The organism is Sphingobacterium sp. HMA12 (genome assembly GCF_002933815.1).
GTDB lineage: Bacteria > Bacteroidota > Bacteroidia > Sphingobacteriales > Sphingobacteriaceae > Sphingobacterium.
This window is the reverse complement of record NZ_BEYR01000001.1, coordinates 752,895-772,550: the sequence shown is the minus strand read 5'-3', so window position 1 is coordinate 772,550 and position 19,656 is coordinate 752,895. Positions and strand designations below refer to the sequence as shown.

General features: G+C 39.4%; 19 protein-coding genes. 7 read left to right on the top strand and 12 right to left on the bottom strand.

What is annotated here, in order from left to right:
• Positions 1-4: 4 nt before the first annotated feature.
• The gene (locus tag HMAT_RS03245; RefSeq protein WP_104381367.1) at positions 5-451 is read right to left on the bottom strand and encodes an AlpA family transcriptional regulator; all 447 of its coding nucleotides are present in this window, start codon (positions 449-451) and stop codon (positions 5-7) included.
• A complete protein-coding gene (locus tag HMAT_RS03240; protein WP_158655586.1) occupies positions 414-1,604 on the bottom strand; it encodes a hypothetical protein in 1,191 nt (396 codons plus the stop codon). The genes HMAT_RS03245 and HMAT_RS03240 overlap by 38 nt, the downstream gene beginning before the upstream one ends.
• A 273-nt stretch (positions 1,605-1,877) precedes the next feature.
• On the opposite strand from HMAT_RS03240, the gene HMAT_RS03235 reads away from it, so the two are divergent.
• Together HMAT_RS03235 and HMAT_RS03230 are read left to right on the top strand one after the other, a co-directional pair.
• Positions 1,878-2,279, top strand: a complete 402-nt coding sequence (locus HMAT_RS03235) for a hypothetical protein (protein ID WP_158655585.1) — start codon at positions 1,878-1,880, stop codon at positions 2,277-2,279.
• 51 nt (positions 2,280-2,330) lie between these two features.
• Positions 2,331-3,341 carry an AraC family transcriptional regulator gene (locus HMAT_RS03230; protein ID WP_104381364.1) on the top strand — a complete coding sequence of 337 codons (1,011 nt, stop codon included), beginning with the start codon at positions 2,331-2,333 and terminating at the stop codon, positions 3,339-3,341.
• A gap of 232 nt (positions 3,342-3,573) precedes the next feature.
• Here the strand turns inward: HMAT_RS03230 and HMAT_RS26900 are convergent, their stop codons facing one another.
• Positions 3,574-3,720: a hypothetical protein gene (locus tag HMAT_RS26900; protein WP_158655584.1), complete on the bottom strand. Its 147-nt coding sequence runs from the start codon at positions 3,718-3,720 to the stop codon at positions 3,574-3,576.
• Between the two features lie 114 nt (positions 3,721-3,834).
• On the opposite strand from HMAT_RS26900, the gene HMAT_RS03225 reads away from it, so the two are divergent.
• Complete coding sequence (locus tag HMAT_RS03225) at positions 3,835-4,056, top strand: hypothetical protein (RefSeq protein ID WP_104381363.1); 222 nt, start codon at positions 3,835-3,837, stop codon at positions 4,054-4,056.
• A gap of 60 nt (positions 4,057-4,116) precedes the next feature.
• On the opposite strand, the gene HMAT_RS03220 is transcribed toward HMAT_RS03225, so the two are convergent.
• The 4 genes from HMAT_RS03220 to HMAT_RS03205 are packed head-to-tail and all read right to left on the bottom strand — an operon-like array spanning position 4,117 to position 10,707.
• Complete coding sequence (locus HMAT_RS03220; protein ID WP_104381362.1) at positions 4,117-5,319, bottom strand: hypothetical protein; 1,203 nt, start codon at positions 5,317-5,319, stop codon at positions 4,117-4,119.
• Position 5,320: 1 nt separating this feature from the next.
• Positions 5,321-6,682 (bottom strand): RagB/SusD family nutrient uptake outer membrane protein, encoded by a 1,362-nt coding sequence (locus HMAT_RS03215; protein WP_104381361.1) that lies wholly within the window; start codon positions 6,680-6,682, stop codon positions 5,321-5,323.
• A 19-nt stretch (positions 6,683-6,701) separates the two neighbouring features.
• Positions 6,702-10,316: a SusC/RagA family TonB-linked outer membrane protein gene (locus HMAT_RS03210; RefSeq protein WP_104381360.1), complete on the bottom strand. Its 3,615-nt coding sequence runs from the start codon at positions 10,314-10,316 to the stop codon at positions 6,702-6,704.
• Positions 10,317-10,332: 16 nt separating this feature from the next.
• A complete protein-coding gene (locus HMAT_RS03205; protein ID WP_158655582.1) occupies positions 10,333-10,707 on the bottom strand; it encodes a hypothetical protein in 375 nt (124 codons plus the stop codon).
• 962 nt (positions 10,708-11,669) lie between these two features.
• Between HMAT_RS03205 and HMAT_RS03200 the strand changes: the two genes are divergently transcribed.
• From HMAT_RS03200 to HMAT_RS03185, 4 genes are all read left to right on the top strand, one after another.
• Positions 11,670-12,272, top strand: a complete 603-nt coding sequence (locus HMAT_RS03200; RefSeq protein WP_104381358.1) for a helix-turn-helix domain-containing protein — start codon at positions 11,670-11,672, stop codon at positions 12,270-12,272.
• 282 nt (positions 12,273-12,554) lie between these two features.
• A complete protein-coding gene (locus HMAT_RS03195; protein WP_104381357.1) occupies positions 12,555-12,917 on the top strand; it encodes a hypothetical protein in 363 nt (120 codons plus the stop codon).
• Complete coding sequence (locus tag HMAT_RS03190; RefSeq protein WP_104381356.1) at positions 12,914-13,147, top strand: hypothetical protein; 234 nt, start codon at positions 12,914-12,916, stop codon at positions 13,145-13,147. The genes HMAT_RS03195 and HMAT_RS03190 overlap by 4 nt, the downstream gene beginning before the upstream one ends.
• Positions 13,148-13,186: 39 nt before the next feature.
• Positions 13,187-13,480, top strand: a complete 294-nt coding sequence (locus tag HMAT_RS03185; RefSeq protein ID WP_104381355.1) for a hypothetical protein — start codon at positions 13,187-13,189, stop codon at positions 13,478-13,480.
• A 518-nt stretch (positions 13,481-13,998) separates the two neighbouring features.
• Here the strand turns inward: HMAT_RS03185 and HMAT_RS03180 are convergent.
• The 5 genes from HMAT_RS03180 to HMAT_RS03160 all read right to left on the bottom strand — a co-directional run bounded on the left by HMAT_RS03180 (position 13,999) and on the right by HMAT_RS03160 (position 19,647).
• The gene (locus HMAT_RS03180) at positions 13,999-15,381 is read right to left on the bottom strand and encodes an ATP-binding protein (RefSeq protein ID WP_104381354.1); all 1,383 of its coding nucleotides are present in this window, start codon (positions 15,379-15,381) and stop codon (positions 13,999-14,001) included.
• A gap of 169 nt (positions 15,382-15,550) precedes the next feature.
• Positions 15,551-15,811 carry a DarT ssDNA thymidine ADP-ribosyltransferase family protein gene (locus HMAT_RS03175; RefSeq protein ID WP_104381353.1) on the bottom strand — a complete coding sequence of 87 codons (261 nt, stop codon included), beginning with the start codon at positions 15,809-15,811 and terminating at the stop codon, positions 15,551-15,553.
• A 23-nt stretch (positions 15,812-15,834) separates the two neighbouring features.
• The gene (locus HMAT_RS03170) at positions 15,835-16,239 is read right to left on the bottom strand and encodes an EcoRII N-terminal effector-binding domain-containing protein (protein ID WP_104381352.1); all 405 of its coding nucleotides are present in this window, start codon (positions 16,237-16,239) and stop codon (positions 15,835-15,837) included.
• A 40-nt stretch (positions 16,240-16,279) separates the two neighbouring features.
• Positions 16,280-18,679, bottom strand: a complete 2,400-nt coding sequence (locus tag HMAT_RS03165) for an AIPR family protein (protein ID WP_104381351.1) — start codon at positions 18,677-18,679, stop codon at positions 16,280-16,282.
• Positions 18,680-18,684: 5 nt separating this feature from the next.
• Positions 18,685-19,647, bottom strand: a complete 963-nt coding sequence (locus tag HMAT_RS03160; protein WP_158655581.1) for a PD-(D/E)XK motif protein — start codon at positions 19,645-19,647, stop codon at positions 18,685-18,687.
• Between the last annotated feature and the right edge of the window lie 9 nt (positions 19,648-19,656).

Here is a 19,656-nt window from a genome sequence, read left to right as displayed (position 1 = left end):
TGTATTAGATCCGCCCCTTTCGCCTACTCTCCTCAAGCTGGCCGTGCAGGTCCGACAAGTAGTAATAATGCCGTTTGCCGAGCTTCCTAGGCCTGAGCTTTCCCTCACGGACCAGCCGATAATACTTTGATTCAGAAATTCCCAATTTATCAAGTACATCATTGATTTCAAGCATATGATCCAATTCGGCAGGTGTATTCCCGGTTTCTGCGGGAATCCTATTCATTTCTTCTGTTATGTAGCGCAAGATTGCCTGAAGCAAAGAAGATATTACCTCCAGAAGGTCGCATATGCGATTCATTAATTTTAACATAACCACGCAATTAAAAATGCTGGTCGCCGAAACCAGCTGCGTCACACAATTGGCATCGTGCAGCAGCTCCATTACCACAGCGTTATACAATACATCCGTTTTATACCAGATTAAACTCTTCGTCCAATTTTGTTTCATCTAGCGTTTTTAATATTCCCCAAAATTCATTTAAGTTGCTGCTCAAAGCACGTGAGGGCGTCACCAGTTTTTTAAACCTCTTCTCAGGCAATAATCGCTGCAGCTCACTTCTGATGCTCTCATTGAGTTCCAGTTCCGTAGGACGGTTTACTGGCACCCGGAAATAGAGCATATTGACATATACTTTTGCGCTTATCTTCACCAGCCATGGGTTTGCCTGCAGTACTTTAGTGGTGACATCAATACGGCAAAATTTACCGTCGTGCCTATACACATCCGCCGAGCGCTGCTCTTTGACGATGATTACAGCCTGGAGGCATTTTATCGTTTTTTGCCCCGATAGTTCTTCCTCCTTCAACTGGCGCAGCAGGTATACCATCAATGCCGGCCTATTCCGTTCACACTGCCATAAAATCAGCAAGGGATCCAATGATGTCTCATCAGCTTGAGTGATCATGGGATCTAACGGAGTAGCGGCATCAGGCAAAGCGGCCGTTCCGCTGCTGCCGATCTGAACAAAAGAATCCCGATTTTTACCTGCTGATTGCCGTGCGCTATCTACTGATCCTGCTTGTAATAACAGCATTTTAGGTTTAACCGGAGCCGCAGGGTCTGGTACCGCCATATGGATTGTCATCTGGCTAAAGGGTGGCCATTGTATCAAAGCCCATTCGGGAAACTTGTGGATAAACAACGTATACAAGAGCACTACTGGAAAGAAGAACCAGAAGTCAGTCGATAGGTACGCATACGACAGCAAGACCAAGCCCGGCTTATCAGGCAATAAAACCTCCAGTATAAGACCATGAATGGCTAGGATAATGCATAAAGCGTACACAAAATAGATGATAAAATTCAGCTTTGTATTGGACGAAAACCGCTGCCGGGTTACCAATGCCGTATGGATATATTTTATCAGAATAGCATAGACCAACAGCAGCAAAACAGTACCGATCCAAACCGGTATAAAGCGCTTACTTGCCATGCGGTCGGCCGGCTCGAGCCCAGCAGATCCCAAATTTATCCATAGCGAACAGATGGTACAGAGAAAAAGGTAAATGACGTAATGCAAAATCCTCCCCCACCTGAGTGAAGTATCTTTTAATAAATACGAAAATAGTCTTTTACTTTTCTTTAGTTTTTGAGATAGCATAGTTACTGAATACTTAACAGGTTATTGGCTTAAACATTAATAAAGACAACATTTAAAGGGATTTGAACCGATTATCTTATTTCACATATCCATTCCCGAAAATCACAATCGCAAAAAGCACTTATCTCAAATTTACAAAATTTCTTTTAATTCTAGTTTATTTCCGTTTGAAACATTTTGTCAAATTTTGCTAAATCCTGTCAAATCTCATTCGGTGGCTTGTTTTATGGCGCTTTTGAGGATTTATTTGTGGTTTTTAATCAAATAGAAAATATGAAAAGAACATTTGACATGCCAGGTGTATCTGACCTGCAACAAGAAGTTTTATCGAGCGATTATGCCCAACGCCTTTACATGATCAATTTTGTGATGAGCGATTTCGTCGGCTTTATGCTAGCTTATTTTGATCTTCGTGCCAGCCAGATCCAGTATCTGAACACGATGTCCACAGCACTCATCACCTCCTTGAGCATTGGGATCGCCGACAGCTGGAACAGCGGCCTTGCCGTTGACTTCCAAAAGAACAGCAGCTCAGCTGTTGAGAAAGAAAACACCCCAAAGGACATTATCCTTTCACGATACAATTCATCCAGTGACCAACCTATCGTAGGCAGCCTGTTGCCGACAGGTTATTTTTCTATCCGCATTGTTTACCGGAATATAGCAGGCAGCTAATCCACGTTTCCCCGAAACAAACGTGGAAATTCCCCAAAAATTAACAGCGCTATGCAGACCGAATCATTCAAGTTGATAGAAGCAGAAATGGATTTTGTGAGCAAGAGTACGCTCACAAAATCCTTTCACCAGCGGCTACCAGGTAGCCGAAACCGACTGCTTTGCAATAATCAGATCCGTCTTTTTGAAGAGTATCTGCAGACTAGCGATCTAGAAAGCTATAGTTACCAACTGGAAGTAACCAGCCCCACAACGATCAAATTTGAAATACGCAGTCCACAGACACATCTGCTCTATCATCTCGCGGGGCGTAATCCGATACAGTACAGCCAGCCGCAGGTCGAGGATGAATTTATCTTCCGGCCCCGGCACGGTGCATTTTTCTATGCCCCAAAAACTGAAATTGCACTAAAATTTGAACCCGGCAGATATCATATTCAAGGGTTTACTCTCCCTCTGGATCTCCTGAACATTGGCAGCGTACCGGGCTTTGGGTATCTCGCCGGCCTTATCGCTGCACACAAAGGCAAACTTGCACAGTACCGTGTCAGTCTTGACTTTGCGGCTATGGAGCAGACACGCCGGATATTTGCTGAACTCACGGAAGAACTTAACAAAAAACCACTGATCCCAAAAAGCGTTATCCTACACAAAATTCAGGACCTGCTCCTCTTGAGCAAAAATAAAATGATGAGAGCTGTAGGGCTATTAAGCCATCACGATCTGTTGGTCGAACAGGCTAGGGCACTGATCAGCAAGCGCATTGCAGAGACCGAGGAAATGGTATTGATCACAGATATCGCTGACAGTCTGCATATACAAGAAGATCAACTCAATAGATACCATACGCAGCGCTATGGAGAAACCCTCTTGCAATACCGTAATCGAGAATTGCTAAAAAAGGCAAAGCACTTACTGCGTCAGAAGCTACGTGTACAAATCGTTTCAGACTTATGTGGCTTTGGCCAAATTTCAAGTTTCAGCCGATTTTTCAAAAATGAAACCGGGCTATCTCCAATAGAGTTCAAACATCAAGAACACCCTCCAAAAAACTCCAGCTAGCAAATAGATTCACGGATTTTGTCAAATCATCCTACGGATTCTGTCAAATTTTGAGATAGAGACCTATCTATCTTTGAATTATGAACCATATACCCTTAGGACTGGGTGAATTTATAAACTAGAAGGTATGATCAAGCAAGAGCATATACAGCGTACAGGACGAGTCAGGATACATTCTCTAAATGAGGAACCATTCGCCGCGGATTTGAGAACCCCGCGCCGGCAATGGCCTTCACAATTGGTGCAGCGAAAGTACTCCGGCTTGGCAAAGATGGAGCTTTTGCAACCAGCCACCTGTTGCTGTGCCGGCCCAGTACGCGACCGGCACGGGCGCAGGTTTACCACATTCCCGTGTGGCGGTAAGCGATAATCTACTCATAAAAGGACTGGCACAGTAAGGCGTTTCGGCTAGCCCGGCAGAATCTGTGAAACTAGATATATTGACGATTTATCTGATTAATTAACAAGAATTGATTAATTAAAATTTTGCAAAATGGCACTATTTGAAATTATCGATGCGTCTCATCCTGCTGAGCCAGCAAGTTATTCACCAGTTGGCTCAACGCCGCCTTCGTGTTTGGGGAATAACCAAATCTGTACGATTGAAGCGGCAAATTCAGGAGGAAAACCAGTTATTAATCAAGCTTTATTAAGCGAAATGGTAACTGCATTGAACACACGCACAAGCTCAACAAATGTTAAATTAAAGCCTTAACTCAAGGCCATAATTTAACAAAATCAAGGCCGAAGAGAAGATCTTCGGCCTTTTGATATTTTATTGCGAACGAATCACGAGAGACAGTATTTCCCGATCTGTTTTCTTTAGATCCAATCCGTTGCCTTTCAATACTTTTCTGAGACTTTCAAAATCATTCACCGCATCTGTATTGATTACTCGATCAGCAAGTCCATTGTCTATTTCAATCGGAGGAAAAGAAGTATTAAAAATTTCCAGCATCGTGATCCAAGTTTTCAAGTCAGTCGGAGATTTACCATTTTGCAAATTATCATTTCGTGCCTTTCCACTCTTCACAAGCCAAATAGATGATTTTTGTGGCGTCAAGTCAACATCGAGCTCCAATCTATTGCTTAAATCCTTAACGACCGCCAGTATACGATCCTTATGATCCATTAATAATGGCCATGTCGATTCATAGGAAAATGCATTTTTTTGCATCCAAATGGATTCTGGAATGGAATCCAGATTCTCAAATTCGTACAGATTATTCACATGAAGCTGTATGCGCTCCTTTTTCATCAATGGTAGCTGTTTTATCTGACTATAGAGATATAAGAATGCAGATACTGCAGTTGCATTGGTCATCCTATATCTTACCTGATTACCGATTGTATCAACCTTGTAATTTAGAGCAGCGCCATTTTCGTAAGGAAGCAGACGGCTATATAATCCTGACGAGGAGCTAATAGAATCTGCTCGATGAGCATAATAAAAATCATCCTTCATCGGCCAGTTTTTTATGTCATTACCATTCAGCAGATCTTTTATATTTTCCTCAGCAATCATATCACCAGTGGTAATAGCCACCACCCTGCCCTTGAATATCCATACCACATGGGGAACTCCCTGATGCGGAAAAGCCTTTGTCAAGACCTTTTCTTCCACCACCAAGGGTAATTTGATGTCCTTCATATACCTATTTTCTGCCAATAATTGCCCTATGCGCTCTTTCGACTCTATCCCTACAGGTATGATCTGTAATCTCTCGGCAAACCTCTGCTGCAGTTTATTATTTTTAGGCATCGCCTCAATACAGCTTGTACAGGATGTTGTAAAAAAATCAAAAATGATCAGGTCTTTGTTTACACTATCCAACATCAAAGTATTGTCCTTCCAGTTTATCACAGACAACGGTTCATTATAATCAAGTGTATCACCAATTTTTAACGGTTTTACCTGGCCAAAAACCATACATGGAATCCATATCCATAAAAAAGCTATTACTTTTAAAAAATTCATATTATCTGTTGTTTTGATTAATACTGGGAGCCATTCCAATGACTCCCGATGGAATGAGAAAAGCATATCTTAAATCATTAGGAGCCAATTGGTAAGTCTTTTCACCAATCTTTCTTACCAGCGTCTTTGCATGGGAATCTTTCAGGTTGAGCCTTTTAAGATCCATCCACCTTACATTACGCATGATCAGTGATTTCCTGCGTTCGGCGAGAATAATCGCCAATGCCTCTGCTTTATTTGTCGCAGCAGAGGGTATAAATTCACCAGTCTTGAAACGGGTAAGCATCAGCTGGTTTAAATATTTCATTGCCAGGCCGACATTATCCCTTTCGCAATATCCTTCTGCCAGGTTCAGATACACCTCATCAAGGACAATTCCGGCGAATGAAGTATAATTATTCTCGCCATCATACTTGGCCTTGAATGTTACTCCAGCGCCAGTATCCTGAAAGTAAAGAGACTTCCTTAAGTCAGCAGGACTATACATGCTGTAAAGCGAACTATCTACAAACGAAGCATAAGGATCGAGACAAGATGAAGTCAATGTGATGGCATAGAATAATGTTTCACTATTAAAACGCTGAAAAGGCCTAGCCGCGTTTTTATTTAAGGTGTTATAATCTATCAGAACAGGCTTCTGTTCCAATACCTTCTCAGCGGCTGCAATTACCAGATCATAGTCACCAATGACCAGCCCCAATCGCGAAAGGGCAGCATACGAAGCTACACTTGTGGGCCGGGTCTTATAATTTGAAATCATGGGGAGCAATTTTGCACTCTCTATCAGATCATCTACAATTTTTTGATACGTATCCGCCAATGATACCCGTCTGGAGATTTCATCTACGGTTGCCGTCTCCCGAAGGACAATCCCGAGATCAGTATTAGAAGAACTCTTGCTATAGGGCAATGTAAATACATCTGCCAATTGCATATAAGCATAAGCCCTGAAAAACAGCGCTTCACCTTTGATCCGGTCATAATTTATAGGATCGACAGACCTGTCCAGTTTTTTTAGCACATCCAACACCTGATTTGCATTAAAAACCACCTTATAGCTAGCGGTCCAGTTTTCGGCCGGAATATCAGCATCAGCACGCCATAAATACATATCCCGCTCGGCATTAAGGCTTATTGCCTCAAAAGACACTGTCGTCAGATAATAGTTGTCAGCCCCCACCTCTCCGGCAACTGGATAACTATTGTTCATCGTAAAATAGTCATCCAATAACGCATCGCAATCTTTGAGGGTACTGGGTACTGCCATTTTTTGGTTAGGTTTATCTTCCAAAAAAGTACTACAAGCGCTTAATAGCGTAATGCTAAAAACGATTATAAGTAAAAAATAATATCTCGTTATCATAATTCAATCATGTTAAAATCTACAAGCTCATATTTATTCCAAAGGATACCGACAGTGGAAACGGAATGGCATCCCTATATTCTGGATCTATTCCTACCTTATTCTCACGCCACAAAATGACATTCATATTTTTAACAAAGCCATATACAGAGAGGTCTTTTATGTACTTAAAGCTTCCCAGCCGATATGAAATCAAAATATCTTGTAGACGGACATTCCCGCCATTGACTATCCAATCAGTAGACCCGCTACTAAACCTGCCGCGAAAGATATCGATCGGATATTTAAGCGACGGAACATTGGTATGTAATTCGTCGCCAGGCTGTTGCCACCGATCTTTATAATCCTTGTAACCAGCCCTATTTTCAGCGGCGGTCTGCTGATTAAAGGATTGTCTAAAAAACTTGAATCCCCATCTCGCCTGAAGGTTTACCGTCAAGGAGAACTTTCCGATGGTGAAATCATTACTGAGCGATCCATAATACCGTGGCACACCGGATCCAACATCTACAATATTTTCCATGCCACCGTACAGTATCCCCCTGTAGTTTTTGCTTACCTCACCATCAAGATATCCCCTCGGATCACCAGTTTCGGGATCAAGACCAGCGGAACGATAAGCGAATACAGTTCCCACATCATAACCCTCACGGTACTGTGTATTTGTCGATCCCGATGTCATCACGTAATTGTATGGATAAGCAAACTTGTAGTCATACTTTTTGACTTTCGTCCTGTTCCTGTTGAGTAGCAACCTCGAGCGCCAGTGAAATATCGGACCAACTATATTTGCGCTGTTGATCTCAAGCTCTATCCCTTTACCGACCAGTTCGCCCCCATTCTTAATGGTGGATTCAAATCCTGTTGTCGGATCTATCATCACGCTGCTGATCAGATCCCTTGAATTGCGCTGATACCATTCGATAGAACCCGATAATCTATTTTTAAAAAAGCCATAGTCTATTCCTAAATTGATTGTACGGATCTTTTCCCATGACAAGGAAGGATTTGCCGGTGAGGTGATGCTCGCATAGGGTAGATTTGTCAATGGAGCGGTGCCATTGTAATAAATAATGGGCTGTGCCGAATAGTCCGCGTTCGCATGACCAGAATAACCATAAGACGCCCTCAATTTTAGCATGTCAATAAATCGCGCATGCAAAAAAGACTCTTTGTTTATCTCCCATGCTGTACCGATAGACCATAGCGGCTGCCATTTCTGATTTGACTTTACACCAAAAAGATTTGAAGCATCCTTGCGTATACTGGCAGACAGATTGTACCTGCCCAAGAACGCGTAATTCGCATTGGCGAGCAAAGAGACGTACCTATTGGTTGTTTTTTGCAATGCGTCAGCTATGGGAATATTACCACCGCCAAACTTTTGATTTAAAAAGGGGAATATCGTTGTAGGATCCACTGGGATAATATTAAGATTGGAGGGATCGTAACCGTACAGTGTTTTCACATCCCGTTCAAATCGTCTCTCCCTGATCTCGGCCGCGCCCAAAAAGTCTATTTTATGTATCCCATCCTTAAACTGCGAAGCATAGTTCACCTGAAATCTACCTGTTTGATTTACATTGTTCGTATGCGCATTAATCAGTCTATCGCCCACCGGAATAGGTGTTTTAAGGAGAGCCACATCATTCCACTGGGATAAATAATTGATCAGGTTTCGCATTTTAAACGATTTTAGACCAAGCCAATCCTTCACTTCTACAGGATTATATTGATAGTTATACATCAATTGTAAGGTCAGATCTGGTCTCAACTTATAATTTAAACCAATGGTTGCCATCAGATTCTTTGAACTCAATTTCTGCCAATTTTGATCCACTTCATTGAGCAGATTAAAAGACCAATCCTGCAGTTTCCCATTTCCGGCAGTATCTCGATAAGCCCTGCTAATAGGCACCGCATCATTTGCAATGGGATTACCATTCGCATCTACCAGTTTAAGATAAGGCCAGGCCCCACTTCCTGAGCCAGCATCCAATGCACCATAGGCAATGTTTTGATCAATGCTCGCATCGTGTGCATTTACATTTGCGAAATTGACATCTGTGGTAATTTCTAAAGCAGCGATTGGTTTTACCTTGACGGATGATCTCAAAGTCGTACGGTCATTGTTGGAGTTTATCTTATTATTGGTATTCCCGTCATATCCATCCGTAAAATTATAGGCCACTTTATCCGTGCCACCCGAAAGATTAATGGCATACTGCTGGTTTACTGCATTTCGGTATACGTACTTGGAGTAATCATCTCTGATATCATAAGTTTTATACTTGTCGATCTGTACTTGTGCATCAACTGCTGACACATTACCTTTCCTGACCTCATCGAGTAGTTTCACCACCGGGCTCACCGTCACATAACTATACGTATCATTCAACTTGGAATTGAAATAGCCTTTATCAAAGAGAAATGTTTCGTACTCAATAAAATCAGTACTATTCATAAAAGGCAATGCATAGATATCCGGTCTTTTCTGGACGGTAAGGTTACTATTAAAAGACAGTTTTGTCGGACTGTTTAAAGCTCCCTTTTTAGTCGTTAAGACCAGTACCCCTCCGCCACCATAGATGCCCCATAATGATGTGGCCACCGCATCTTTGAGTATAGATACGGATTCAATATCATTGGGATTGATATCGCGTAGATCCCCTTCGTAGACGACATTATCCAAAATAATCGTCCGGGACGGAGCACCTAGCAGAGCAGACTTGCCACGCATATCAAAGTTATAGTTAGGTACCGTCTCATATTGTGATCGATCTAGCCACCTGTACTCTTTATCTATGCGCACACTGTTGCTCATATTCTCCAGGCGATCGATAATAGTGGAGCCAACACGCTTGTTAAGCATCTTGCTGTCCACAAATTCGAAACTCCCCGTCGCCCGCTCCTTTGGAATCTTTTGGTATCCCGTACTTACCACCTCTACCTCTTCCAATTGATTCTCTAATGGTATCAATTTGACAGTCAATGATACTCCGGCTGTATACGGCAGTTCTAAGTACCTGAATCCCAAGTGGGAGAACGAAACTGTGCCTTTGGGATTGGAGACTGACAATGAAAAGGAACCATCTTTATTAGAAGAAGTCCTACCCTTTTCACCTTCGACTCGGATGGATAAGCCTTGGATCGGCTTACCGTCAGCAGAAGACACGACTGTACCAGTCAAGACTAACAACCCATCCACCCCGCTGTCCTTGCGGGGCGTCTGAGCCGATAAACTAAACATATGAAATACAGCAATGCATGTTAAAAGCATTGTTGTATTCTTTAATGCCTTAGAAAGACAAATCACTTTATTAAAACACGAACAAGCCAGAATAAGCAGGGCTTGTTTGTTCTTCAATGCCTTTGAAAGACAAATAATAACATTGAAAACCAAAAAGTGTAGATTCAGCGCTAACTGTATCATTCCCTTTCCGCTCTTTGGCATCGGCACAGGGGTACGTGCCGACATCATCTGCCTCAAGCTATATACTATACAATCGAAGGGGTACTTTTTATCCCATGTGAATTGAACTTTTTTTGAATTATTTTTTCCAGCACCATTTATAGATGCCAGATGTGCCACCTTATCCAATAAGGCAGACACCAGGTTTGATCTGTTTGTCATCTGCTTATTGTTAAGATCAGTCTACTATTCTTCCAAAGAACTCGTGGATTCGCTTTGTGATCTCCAGTTCATCCAAACTCAGCATAGTTGATTCAGCGTCTGAAAAATTCAACTTGCTCAAGTCTACATAGTCGTTATGCACATGGAAATAAGCAATCAGTACAGCTAATAGGTCGAAACCGAACACCTGCTTTTGGCAGAGCTCTATTACATTTTCATTGGGCCAGCGGTCTGCTGACTTCTTAAGTAGTAATGAAATTGTATTCTGGATGGTGCGGATATCATACTTCTTCCAAAAGTAAGCGATCTTATCCGCGGGATCATAATCCTGATCGTGCACTTGGTATATGGCTAGTTCTAGCGCTAGCACATTTGAATATTTTTGATTCATTTTTAAGGTTCGTAAAGATGACTTTAGTGATGTCCTAACGTTTGAATCGGACATACCTTCCCCCATTGCAAAAAATTTGCATTCCAAAGAGGTGTCATCGCAAAGACCAACTAGTCCTTGCAGGTGTCACTAATAAAGAATTAACAAAATCCCGAAAAGCAGCTCAAAACATTTACAAGGCATTGATTAGGGGGAAATTATGCTACCTCTTATCGGGAAAGATAAAAAACCGACGTGTATTTTATAGAAAAACTATACAATAATTCCTTTATTCATTTGCAAGAATAAATTTTAAATGCTAATTTTAAGTTGTCTAGGCTCTAATAGAGCAATTAAATTTATTATTAACCTGATCACTAGGGAATGTTGCATAACAGACAGATCGGAAAACCTTCAACAAGGGAGTACTTATTTGTATCCTATCAGCGCATTACAAATTGGCGATAGCAGCCCTCTCCTGTTTCGGTTTTTAATATTTTAATTAACTATTCGGGCGCGCGGATAGCGTTCTTTATGGGAATGGTGTGGGCGTACCATTGGCCTACCTCCTGGAGGTAGATTGGATACTGTTGGGGTGTGTTTTCTAGTCGTTTCATAATCATTCATTTTGGTTATTAAACGATGAACTCAGAAAGCTTGAGGAATGGCGTATTGGTTGAAAAACCAATAGGGCGAATTCCAAAGCTCTGACAGAGGTACCGCTAGGACCACCATAACCGAAATTATGGTTCCACAGAGTCTGACATGGAATCCGCCCTATTGGACTAATATCTACAAAGATAAAAAAATCCAATAGAAAGCGAACCCACGATCAACTCATATGGAAAATTAGCGGTTTTCTGTTATGAGTAACATCGTAATGAGAGAGTGTCTCCACCCTCCTTTTGTAGTCGCTTAAATAACTGAAACAAATATACAAATAAAAATATAAAATACAATTAAAAAGAAATTTATATAAATAAATGAGCGATTATGACATTAAATTAGAATTCGGTAAACAAGCAAAGAAGTTTAGATTACACTTTGGTTTAAGCCAAATAGAAGCGGCCAATTTAAGCGAAATGAGCCCTTCTGAATATAGTGATTTGGAAAACGGCACAACAAATTATAATGTTGAGAAGCTACAAACTGTCTCCTCTATTTACGGTTTACTTTATTATCAAATGGGAAACCCCAATTGTAAACTCCCAAACCATTCTAAGTTGCCCGAAGTAACAAAAGCTAAAATTAATTCTCGTGACAAACCACTAAAAGTTTACAATGAAAGATTTATAGTTGAACATCTAACAATCGTATTTGGTAACATGTCCGAAAAATCCGAATTTCTAATCAAAGATATTAGCAATAAAATTATAGAGCAATTTGGTGTATCCTATGATAATGAAGAGATCTCTGGTACAATTAGTAAAAACTTCGCAGGCTCTATAGCAAAAACAGATAAAAAGCAAATTGATAAAAAAGGACGTGGTGCGAAACCGTTTTATTTTATGTTAATAAAGTCTCTACCCAATGATATCGTTCAAAAAGCAATCCAAACGATTGAGAGTGATAAACGAAAGAATTAAAAATTAACTACTAAACTCAAAATTATGTTCTCATTCGGACTTTTAATGTACCTCATATACGGAGGATTTATCGCAATTTGTCTCTACGGGCTGTACCTAGTTCTTTCAAGTCTTCTTGACAGATACCTCGTCGCTAAGCGCGAGCACACCGCAGCATTACGCGAGCAAAGCCAAGCATTAAAGGAAATAGCTTTTTCAATTCGTGAATCAAACGATAACAACGGTACACCGCCAGAGATTATTTAAAGATAATAAAACGCACACCTTAAATATAAACAATATATGCCGTACGTTAAAGGAGACATCGTTTGGGTCCCATACGAAAATAGAGACAAAAAGAAATTGAAACACCCAGCCATTATTTGGGAATATTCTGACGACGACACTAGTTTTATTGGCATAATGCTAACTCATGCGGAACCTAACGGAAGATTTGAAAATATCCTCATGAAAGAAGATCATTTTCTTAGTGAACATGAGGTAACATTTCTCAATACGCATTTTGTCAATCAATTATTTAATAAATTTCAAGATTGGGGGCCTTTTTACAAGGCAGGGAGGTTAACTGGTGAGGGAATAAGTTTTATTGAAGAGCATTTGAAACAAGCCTCTCCTTTAAATTTTGACGACTATATAAAGCGATGAGAATAATAATTTGGAATGAAGATAACGAATACTTTTATGGGGAAATCGATAATGATTACGTAAGGGTATGGAACCAAACGAATGATCTTTTTTATTACGGTCACCTTTATGGTACTGAGTTTAGAATTCACAATGAATACAAAGGATGGTTATGGGGAAGAATTGAAGGAACTGAACTAATATTTTGGGATGAGAATAATAATTACATGTGGGGAAGAATAGAACCTTGATAAAAATAAAACACTACAAACTTAACAAACAAATACAACATGGCAACAACAGATTTTAAAACTTGGATTTACGAAAACGTTGATATAAACGATATCAACGAAGTATGGTCACTTTACCAGGCAGTAATTGGTGAAAGCAACGATTACCACCCTTATTCGGCAACCCGAAAAAGCGGTATTCTTTTAGTACAACATTCTAATCAAAGTGATCCTCTTGTAATTGCATCTGAAGAAGCTAAATCTGCATTTATTAATATACTAGAATATCCATATCTCGAACAAGGTGGAATTGAGTTAGCAAAAGCTTTCGAAGATCACATGAGCCATGACTAGAAATAGTATTATTAGTCAAACGTTCATCAGTATGAAAAACTAGTACCAAAACTTACGAACGCATCCGTCTTCAATGATAGAACGGAAAAGATTTCCTGGTATTTGGAGGCCTATAACGAGATGAATGTGGAAAGTATGATAACAGATTTTGCTGATGATATAAATTTCCAAAATATTAAGAACAATGAGCAAACCATGTACTTGTGAGGAATTGAAGAATTTAAGAAACAGGCTCTAGAAGCCCTCTCCTATTTCAGCGAGCGAGAGCAGTCCATCGAGACAATGAATCATTCTCATAGTTCGACCGAAATTGTGATCAGCTATAGAGCGATCGCCGCGATGGATTTTCCAAATGGCTGTACCAATCTCTCCACTCTTTTGAATATGATGGGCAGATACGTAAGACTATGAGACTATTTACACCACCAATCCAATTGAAGGATGCACCGTCAGATCCGTAAAATTACAAAGACTAAAGGTGCATTCGGTTCTGAGTAGGCTCTTATGAAGCTGCAGCTTTATGCTTTTGTCCATGCAACAACAGTAGTCCCATTTCTACTCATTACTGGTTTAATCAGACCTTGATCTCTTAACTTATAAAAAATAGCTTTCATTTTGTTTTCTGATTTTATACCTGTTAATTCCCTAGCCTGTCTATTCTTTACCTTTTCAGAATTATTAAGAAACTCAATTATCGATTCTTCTGGTGATGCAATTGGAGAGTGTGCAATTGTAACCTTTACGTAGTTACCCTCGACCTTTAAAATTGGCTCTTTCAATCTCCAATCTTTCATTTTTTGAAAAGCCGTATTTAACCCTTCCCCCATATCCTTATTCGGTGGATTTCTATATCGATTTAAAGTTCTAACGATTTTAGTATTTCTAGAATAACGAGATTCCAGTATATTTTCCTCAGTAACATAGCCGGGAAGTTTGCCAGGACTATTAATTTCAATTCGATTGTTAAATATTAAAATATGAACATCGTCGGAAATGGAATAGTCTCTATGAATTACAGCGTTAACCAGTATTTCCCAAATTGTTTCTTCTGGATATTTAACAGTGTCAAGTCCTTTGGGCGTCCATATCTTGACATTAGACATTAGTGATGTAATAGTTTCCGATGCTTTATGAATTTGCTCGTACAGGCTTCCCTCAATATTTACCTGCTCTTTAAGATGTTCTCGTTCTGGTGTTTTTTCTGCTGTATCATATCGAGTAATTTTGATACCGCATTTTCTAGGTAAAATAGCAACAGGATTATCATTAAATAATAATAGTCCAGACATTTTAGGTTCATATGAATTTCTATCAACTAAGTTCTGATTCACCGTGAAGTCAATAGGGTCCGATTGAGGAGAATAGTCAACAAGAAAACGTTTTATCTCATTTGATTCAAATATATCCTCTGCCGTTGCATCTCGGTAAACTAAATCTTCGTATGAAGTTTCGCCTTTTGCAAAAGATAACTCCTGTATTTTTTGCGGCTCCTTTAAAGGAAGTGATTGTGCTGAAACCCTAATATATACGGTATTGTCTGCTGTATTGTGGACCTTTTCACTTTTTTCAACAGTAATTTGAAGAGCGTAAGTGTTGTCTAGTACACTCTGAAGAAATGTCGCAACATAAGGAATAGATGGTTTAACTTCCATTAAATTTTGAAAAACAAAATTTAATTCTTCTTTTGTATTAAAGCCACTCCATCGATTGGAAGCAGAAGGTTCATCTTTATCATCTTTTACCCCAACAATAAAATCACCCCCGTCAGCATTAGCAAATGCACAAGCTATTTTCTGTATTTTTTTTCCGTCAATTTCTTTCGCTTTTCGGTCATAAAAATGTCCTTCTTGTCGAGTTGATAAATCTATAATTTCACTACTTTGAATTATCTTTTCTTTCATATTGTTATTCTTGATGGCTATTTCTCAAATTGCTACTAACGGTTCGACAACTTGGAGAATATAGGTCTACAAATTGGGCGAAAAGTTCGTTCTAAAATTAACACAGCAGGTACTGCGAGCTTTTTACTAAATTAACAAAAAAAAGCAAATGCTCACAGAATTAATCGCATTATATGCAAAGAGTTTTATTAAGCTGCACTAGATCTGAAGTGTGAGAGGGGAAAAATGGTATATAATCCCCAAGAGTACCATAACCTGCAATTGGGACTGTATAATCTTCTCTAGCAGCAATCAACATACGGTCTCCAATATTAACATAATTAGGATCAGCAAGTCGATGATTCTTACTACATAAGCCATGAGTCAGAATATATTGGATATTTTGCCAATGCACCATACGGAAAATATAGATTGGGTCAGGAGTAGCCATTTTGTGAACAAAGATATAAATTATTAAACACTTTGCATACTGGCCAAAAACTCTTTAGATTGCCCATCATTTAGGACAAAACCAATATATTCGTCAGTAGTCAAGATGAGTAGCAAAAGATCACCCGTCACAAACTTTCGATTGAGACGGGTGATTCTGAACTCTTCTGTACCAAGAGCCTTGCCATAATAAATAAAATTGCATAGCGAAGTCAGCTTTGAGTCGTACCATAAAACTTGTATATCAGCATGGACATTCTCCCCTTTCTTAAACGATTTGGGAAATAGTTTTTTTCCATCGCCCATACGAACGTATACCCCACTCTGGTTGGAACCGTTGCTACCAACATCATTTGGTGTCAGATATTTATAAAAATAACCATCACTATTGGCTACGCACTCCAACGCTTTTGCAACTATGTTTATCATAATTATTAATTTTTATGTCAAATAACAAACAAAACCTTGCCTACTGCAGCTGCAAGCAAGAACATAAGCTATAAAGTTCCTTCATCGTAGGAGCCTCTCCTTTGTGCAGTGCATTACCAATCTCATCCAGAACAGAATAGAATTTCGCATTCTTCGCCTTGAAGATCTCTCTCTCACGCTGAAAAACAGATCTAATATCTCCCTTGTTCTCTATACAACTATTATAGTGGGATAAGACAAAATCGTACGCAGCCAGCCATTTACTCTCTTCTTTGACAGCGATCTTATCAAAAATATTTGGTTGCGAAATCCTCACTTCATTTAGATATTCCATTTCAAATGCGCGTAGATTGTCCGATACATCTTCCTTATTATTTATCGCTGATACGATTTTATCAAATTTATTCTGCTGGTTGGCGGTATAGGTTCTACCTAATATCATCCCCAGTTTTTGATAATATGCAGCAGTCTTACTATACATCAGTACATTCTCATAAAGCTTAGAAAAGTCTACATGTTTTATTCCTTTTGATGCCTTATCGGTTGCTTTCTTGGCGTCTTTGGATGTCAACAAACGCAATATCGATGTCTTAAATAGATCTGATTCAATAAACTGTTTGATCTCACTCGATTTGCTGATAGCATCCCAGAGTTCTTCTTTCTTAGAATATTCACCCAAATCATCGCTCAACGCATATTTTTTAATCAGATTGTTCATCAGATCCATTAAACTGTAGCTCATCTCCAAAAACGACTCATCAAACTGCTCCTGCTTCCAGATCTTAGCGAGATCGAAGACCATATTGGTTTTTATCGCTCCAGCGTATTTGTAAATAATCGCTATGGAGTACGGCACTACGGCAGATCGCAACTGACCTAACGAGTTCTTACCTGCTCCATATTGCTTTTCTAAAGTTCTGAAAAGCATAATCCGAGCGATGGTCTCTTCAAAGAAATCGCGATCGATAGCAGGAGCCTTTTTCTTCTCTTCACCGGAGATGATTTCGATGAATGACCTAAAGATCTTCTCGCCTCCTTTTTTGACCATATAAGGTTGGTCTCCCCAAGACATATAGTACTTAGCCAGCTCTTCTTTTGAGAAACGTCTCTCTTTAGGATACTCATTATTGATCCTAGTCTTGGCTGCAGGATTTTTTCGAATCAGGGTATTGAATTCGCCCTTAAACCTTTCGAAAAACCATTTCTTTCCTGTGGGTGTTAAGGTACTTTCTGAAACTGCTTTCAGCTTGACCAGCTGTTCATTTCTAGACCTTAGATCGGTAGAAGACACTTTGGACTGAGCATTGGAGTAAATACTGATCTGCGATATAAATTCATTGAGTTTGTCCTCGTCTGTATTCTTAGCAACATTAATTTTTGCCATTACCCGAACTTTGGATATATCCAGGCCTTCTTTTTTGGAGAAATATATAGATGCTGTGGTCTGTCCACCATTCACGATCTGGAAGTCTGTGAGAGACTTCAAAATGTACTGTCCGTTATTCTCTTTAAGTTCTGAATCTACCGCTGTTATAGTCATACCGTTGTTATAGGCGATAAAGAGTTCAGGGGTCTTCTTAATGGTATCACGGATACCTTGATTTACGCCTTTGAACTGAAGGAAAGAACGTACGTTTTTTTCGAGAATACGTGTACTGTATTTACGATACAGTTCCGCAATCAGTGCCGCAGGAAGCACACATAAGTAGGATTCGAAATGTTCTTCGTCTGCTGCTCTGAGAAGATGTATCTCTCCAGGATATAGATTTTCAAAATTGACAACGAGAACTTCCCTATTACCCTGGGAGATAAGGACATTATATATAAAATTAAGATCGATAAGTCTTTTAAAGACACTTATTGATTTGGATCGGCTCTCCTTTCCAACCGTATATTTAAATGTGATATTATCATCGTCAAACTCAATCTTCTTTGGCTGCGGCTCCGCACCTCTTTTTTCTACCGTTATGGCGGTCGATACTAAGAAAATCTCGATGACGTCGATCTGTTCTAACCCCTGTGTTGAAGATAAAAAATTCACAAGGGCTTTGGCAGGACTGGAATCTTGCACATCTTCATCAAGATGCTTCTTTATTGATTTATTGACAAACTTGAATGCTTTATTAAACTGCTGGTCGTAATAGCTTTTTTGAGAAATCAATAAGTCTTCTTCTAGAGTTGATACATCAATCGATACCTCATCCACGAGAAAGATTTGTAAACGTTCGCCCGATTCATTGATAACATAGCCATTCACTTTCAAATTATCTACTTTATTAAGATGAAAACAGTCATTATAGTCCTCAGAATCGACTAGTTTGGCATCATTAAGGAATGGCATTACATTGGTCAAAAAGTCCTGCTCAGAAATAAATTTTTCGTCGTCTTGACATTCTTCTAATAAATCTATTCTATACTTTAATAGTTCACTGATCTCCATATCAATTAAAGGGATTGCTCTTGTTTAATAAATTCGGTTAAATTGGTCAGGCGGATTTGGTAACGTACCTTATGTATACTCTGAAACAAGAAATCTCTCTTTAGCCTTGGAAATCCATCTGCTAAACAGTCATAAAAGACAATCCTAGCTGCTTTATACCTATAATTGTCATAGCTTTCTAGTTCATTGAAACTAATATTTTTTTGTTTCAATCCTTCAACAATGAATGAAAGATCCCCTCCGTAGGCTATTACTTTATCTTTTATGCTATTAATAAGATCTTTAAGCGATATTCCCTCGATATAGTTCTTATCAATATCAATGACGACCAAGTCTAAAGACTTTCCTAAATCTTCCTGTAACTGGTACTCGCTGGAAATATTGACATCGAGTGAACGACCGGGTTTGGTTTTCACCTCAAAATCAATATCTGGGAATTCGAAATCATGCCCTTTATCATAAGGTCCTACCCAACTCTGCTCAATCTCTGGAATTGTAAATCTTGGTGAAGACTGAGATAGAAGAAAGTCCATAAAACATAGTTCACCAAAAAGTCCTATTAAAACCTCTTCGGATAATTTGGAAACTCGCTTTTCATCAAAGAAATAGGCCCAGCGGTTAAACGTCCTAAAAAACTCTTTGACACATGCTTCTTCATCTTCAATCTTATATACTTTATTGTATATTGAAATCACAAAATCATTAAAAAGATCCCAGAAGTACTCATCGAGCACGCGGATAATAATACGATCTTCAGCAGGAAGATAGACTATAGAAAGGTTAGAAAATTCATTTTTATCAAGATATTCTTCCTTTAAGCTAACAGCCTTCAAAGTCAGGCAACGCTTTCCATCGGTATCAATTCCTATAGAAAGATCCGGTCTACAAACCGAATCGATCCGTAAGATCTTTATCGAACCGTCTGGGTGTATAAGCTGCCACTTTTCATTCAAAACAAATGCATCCATATTTTTCGG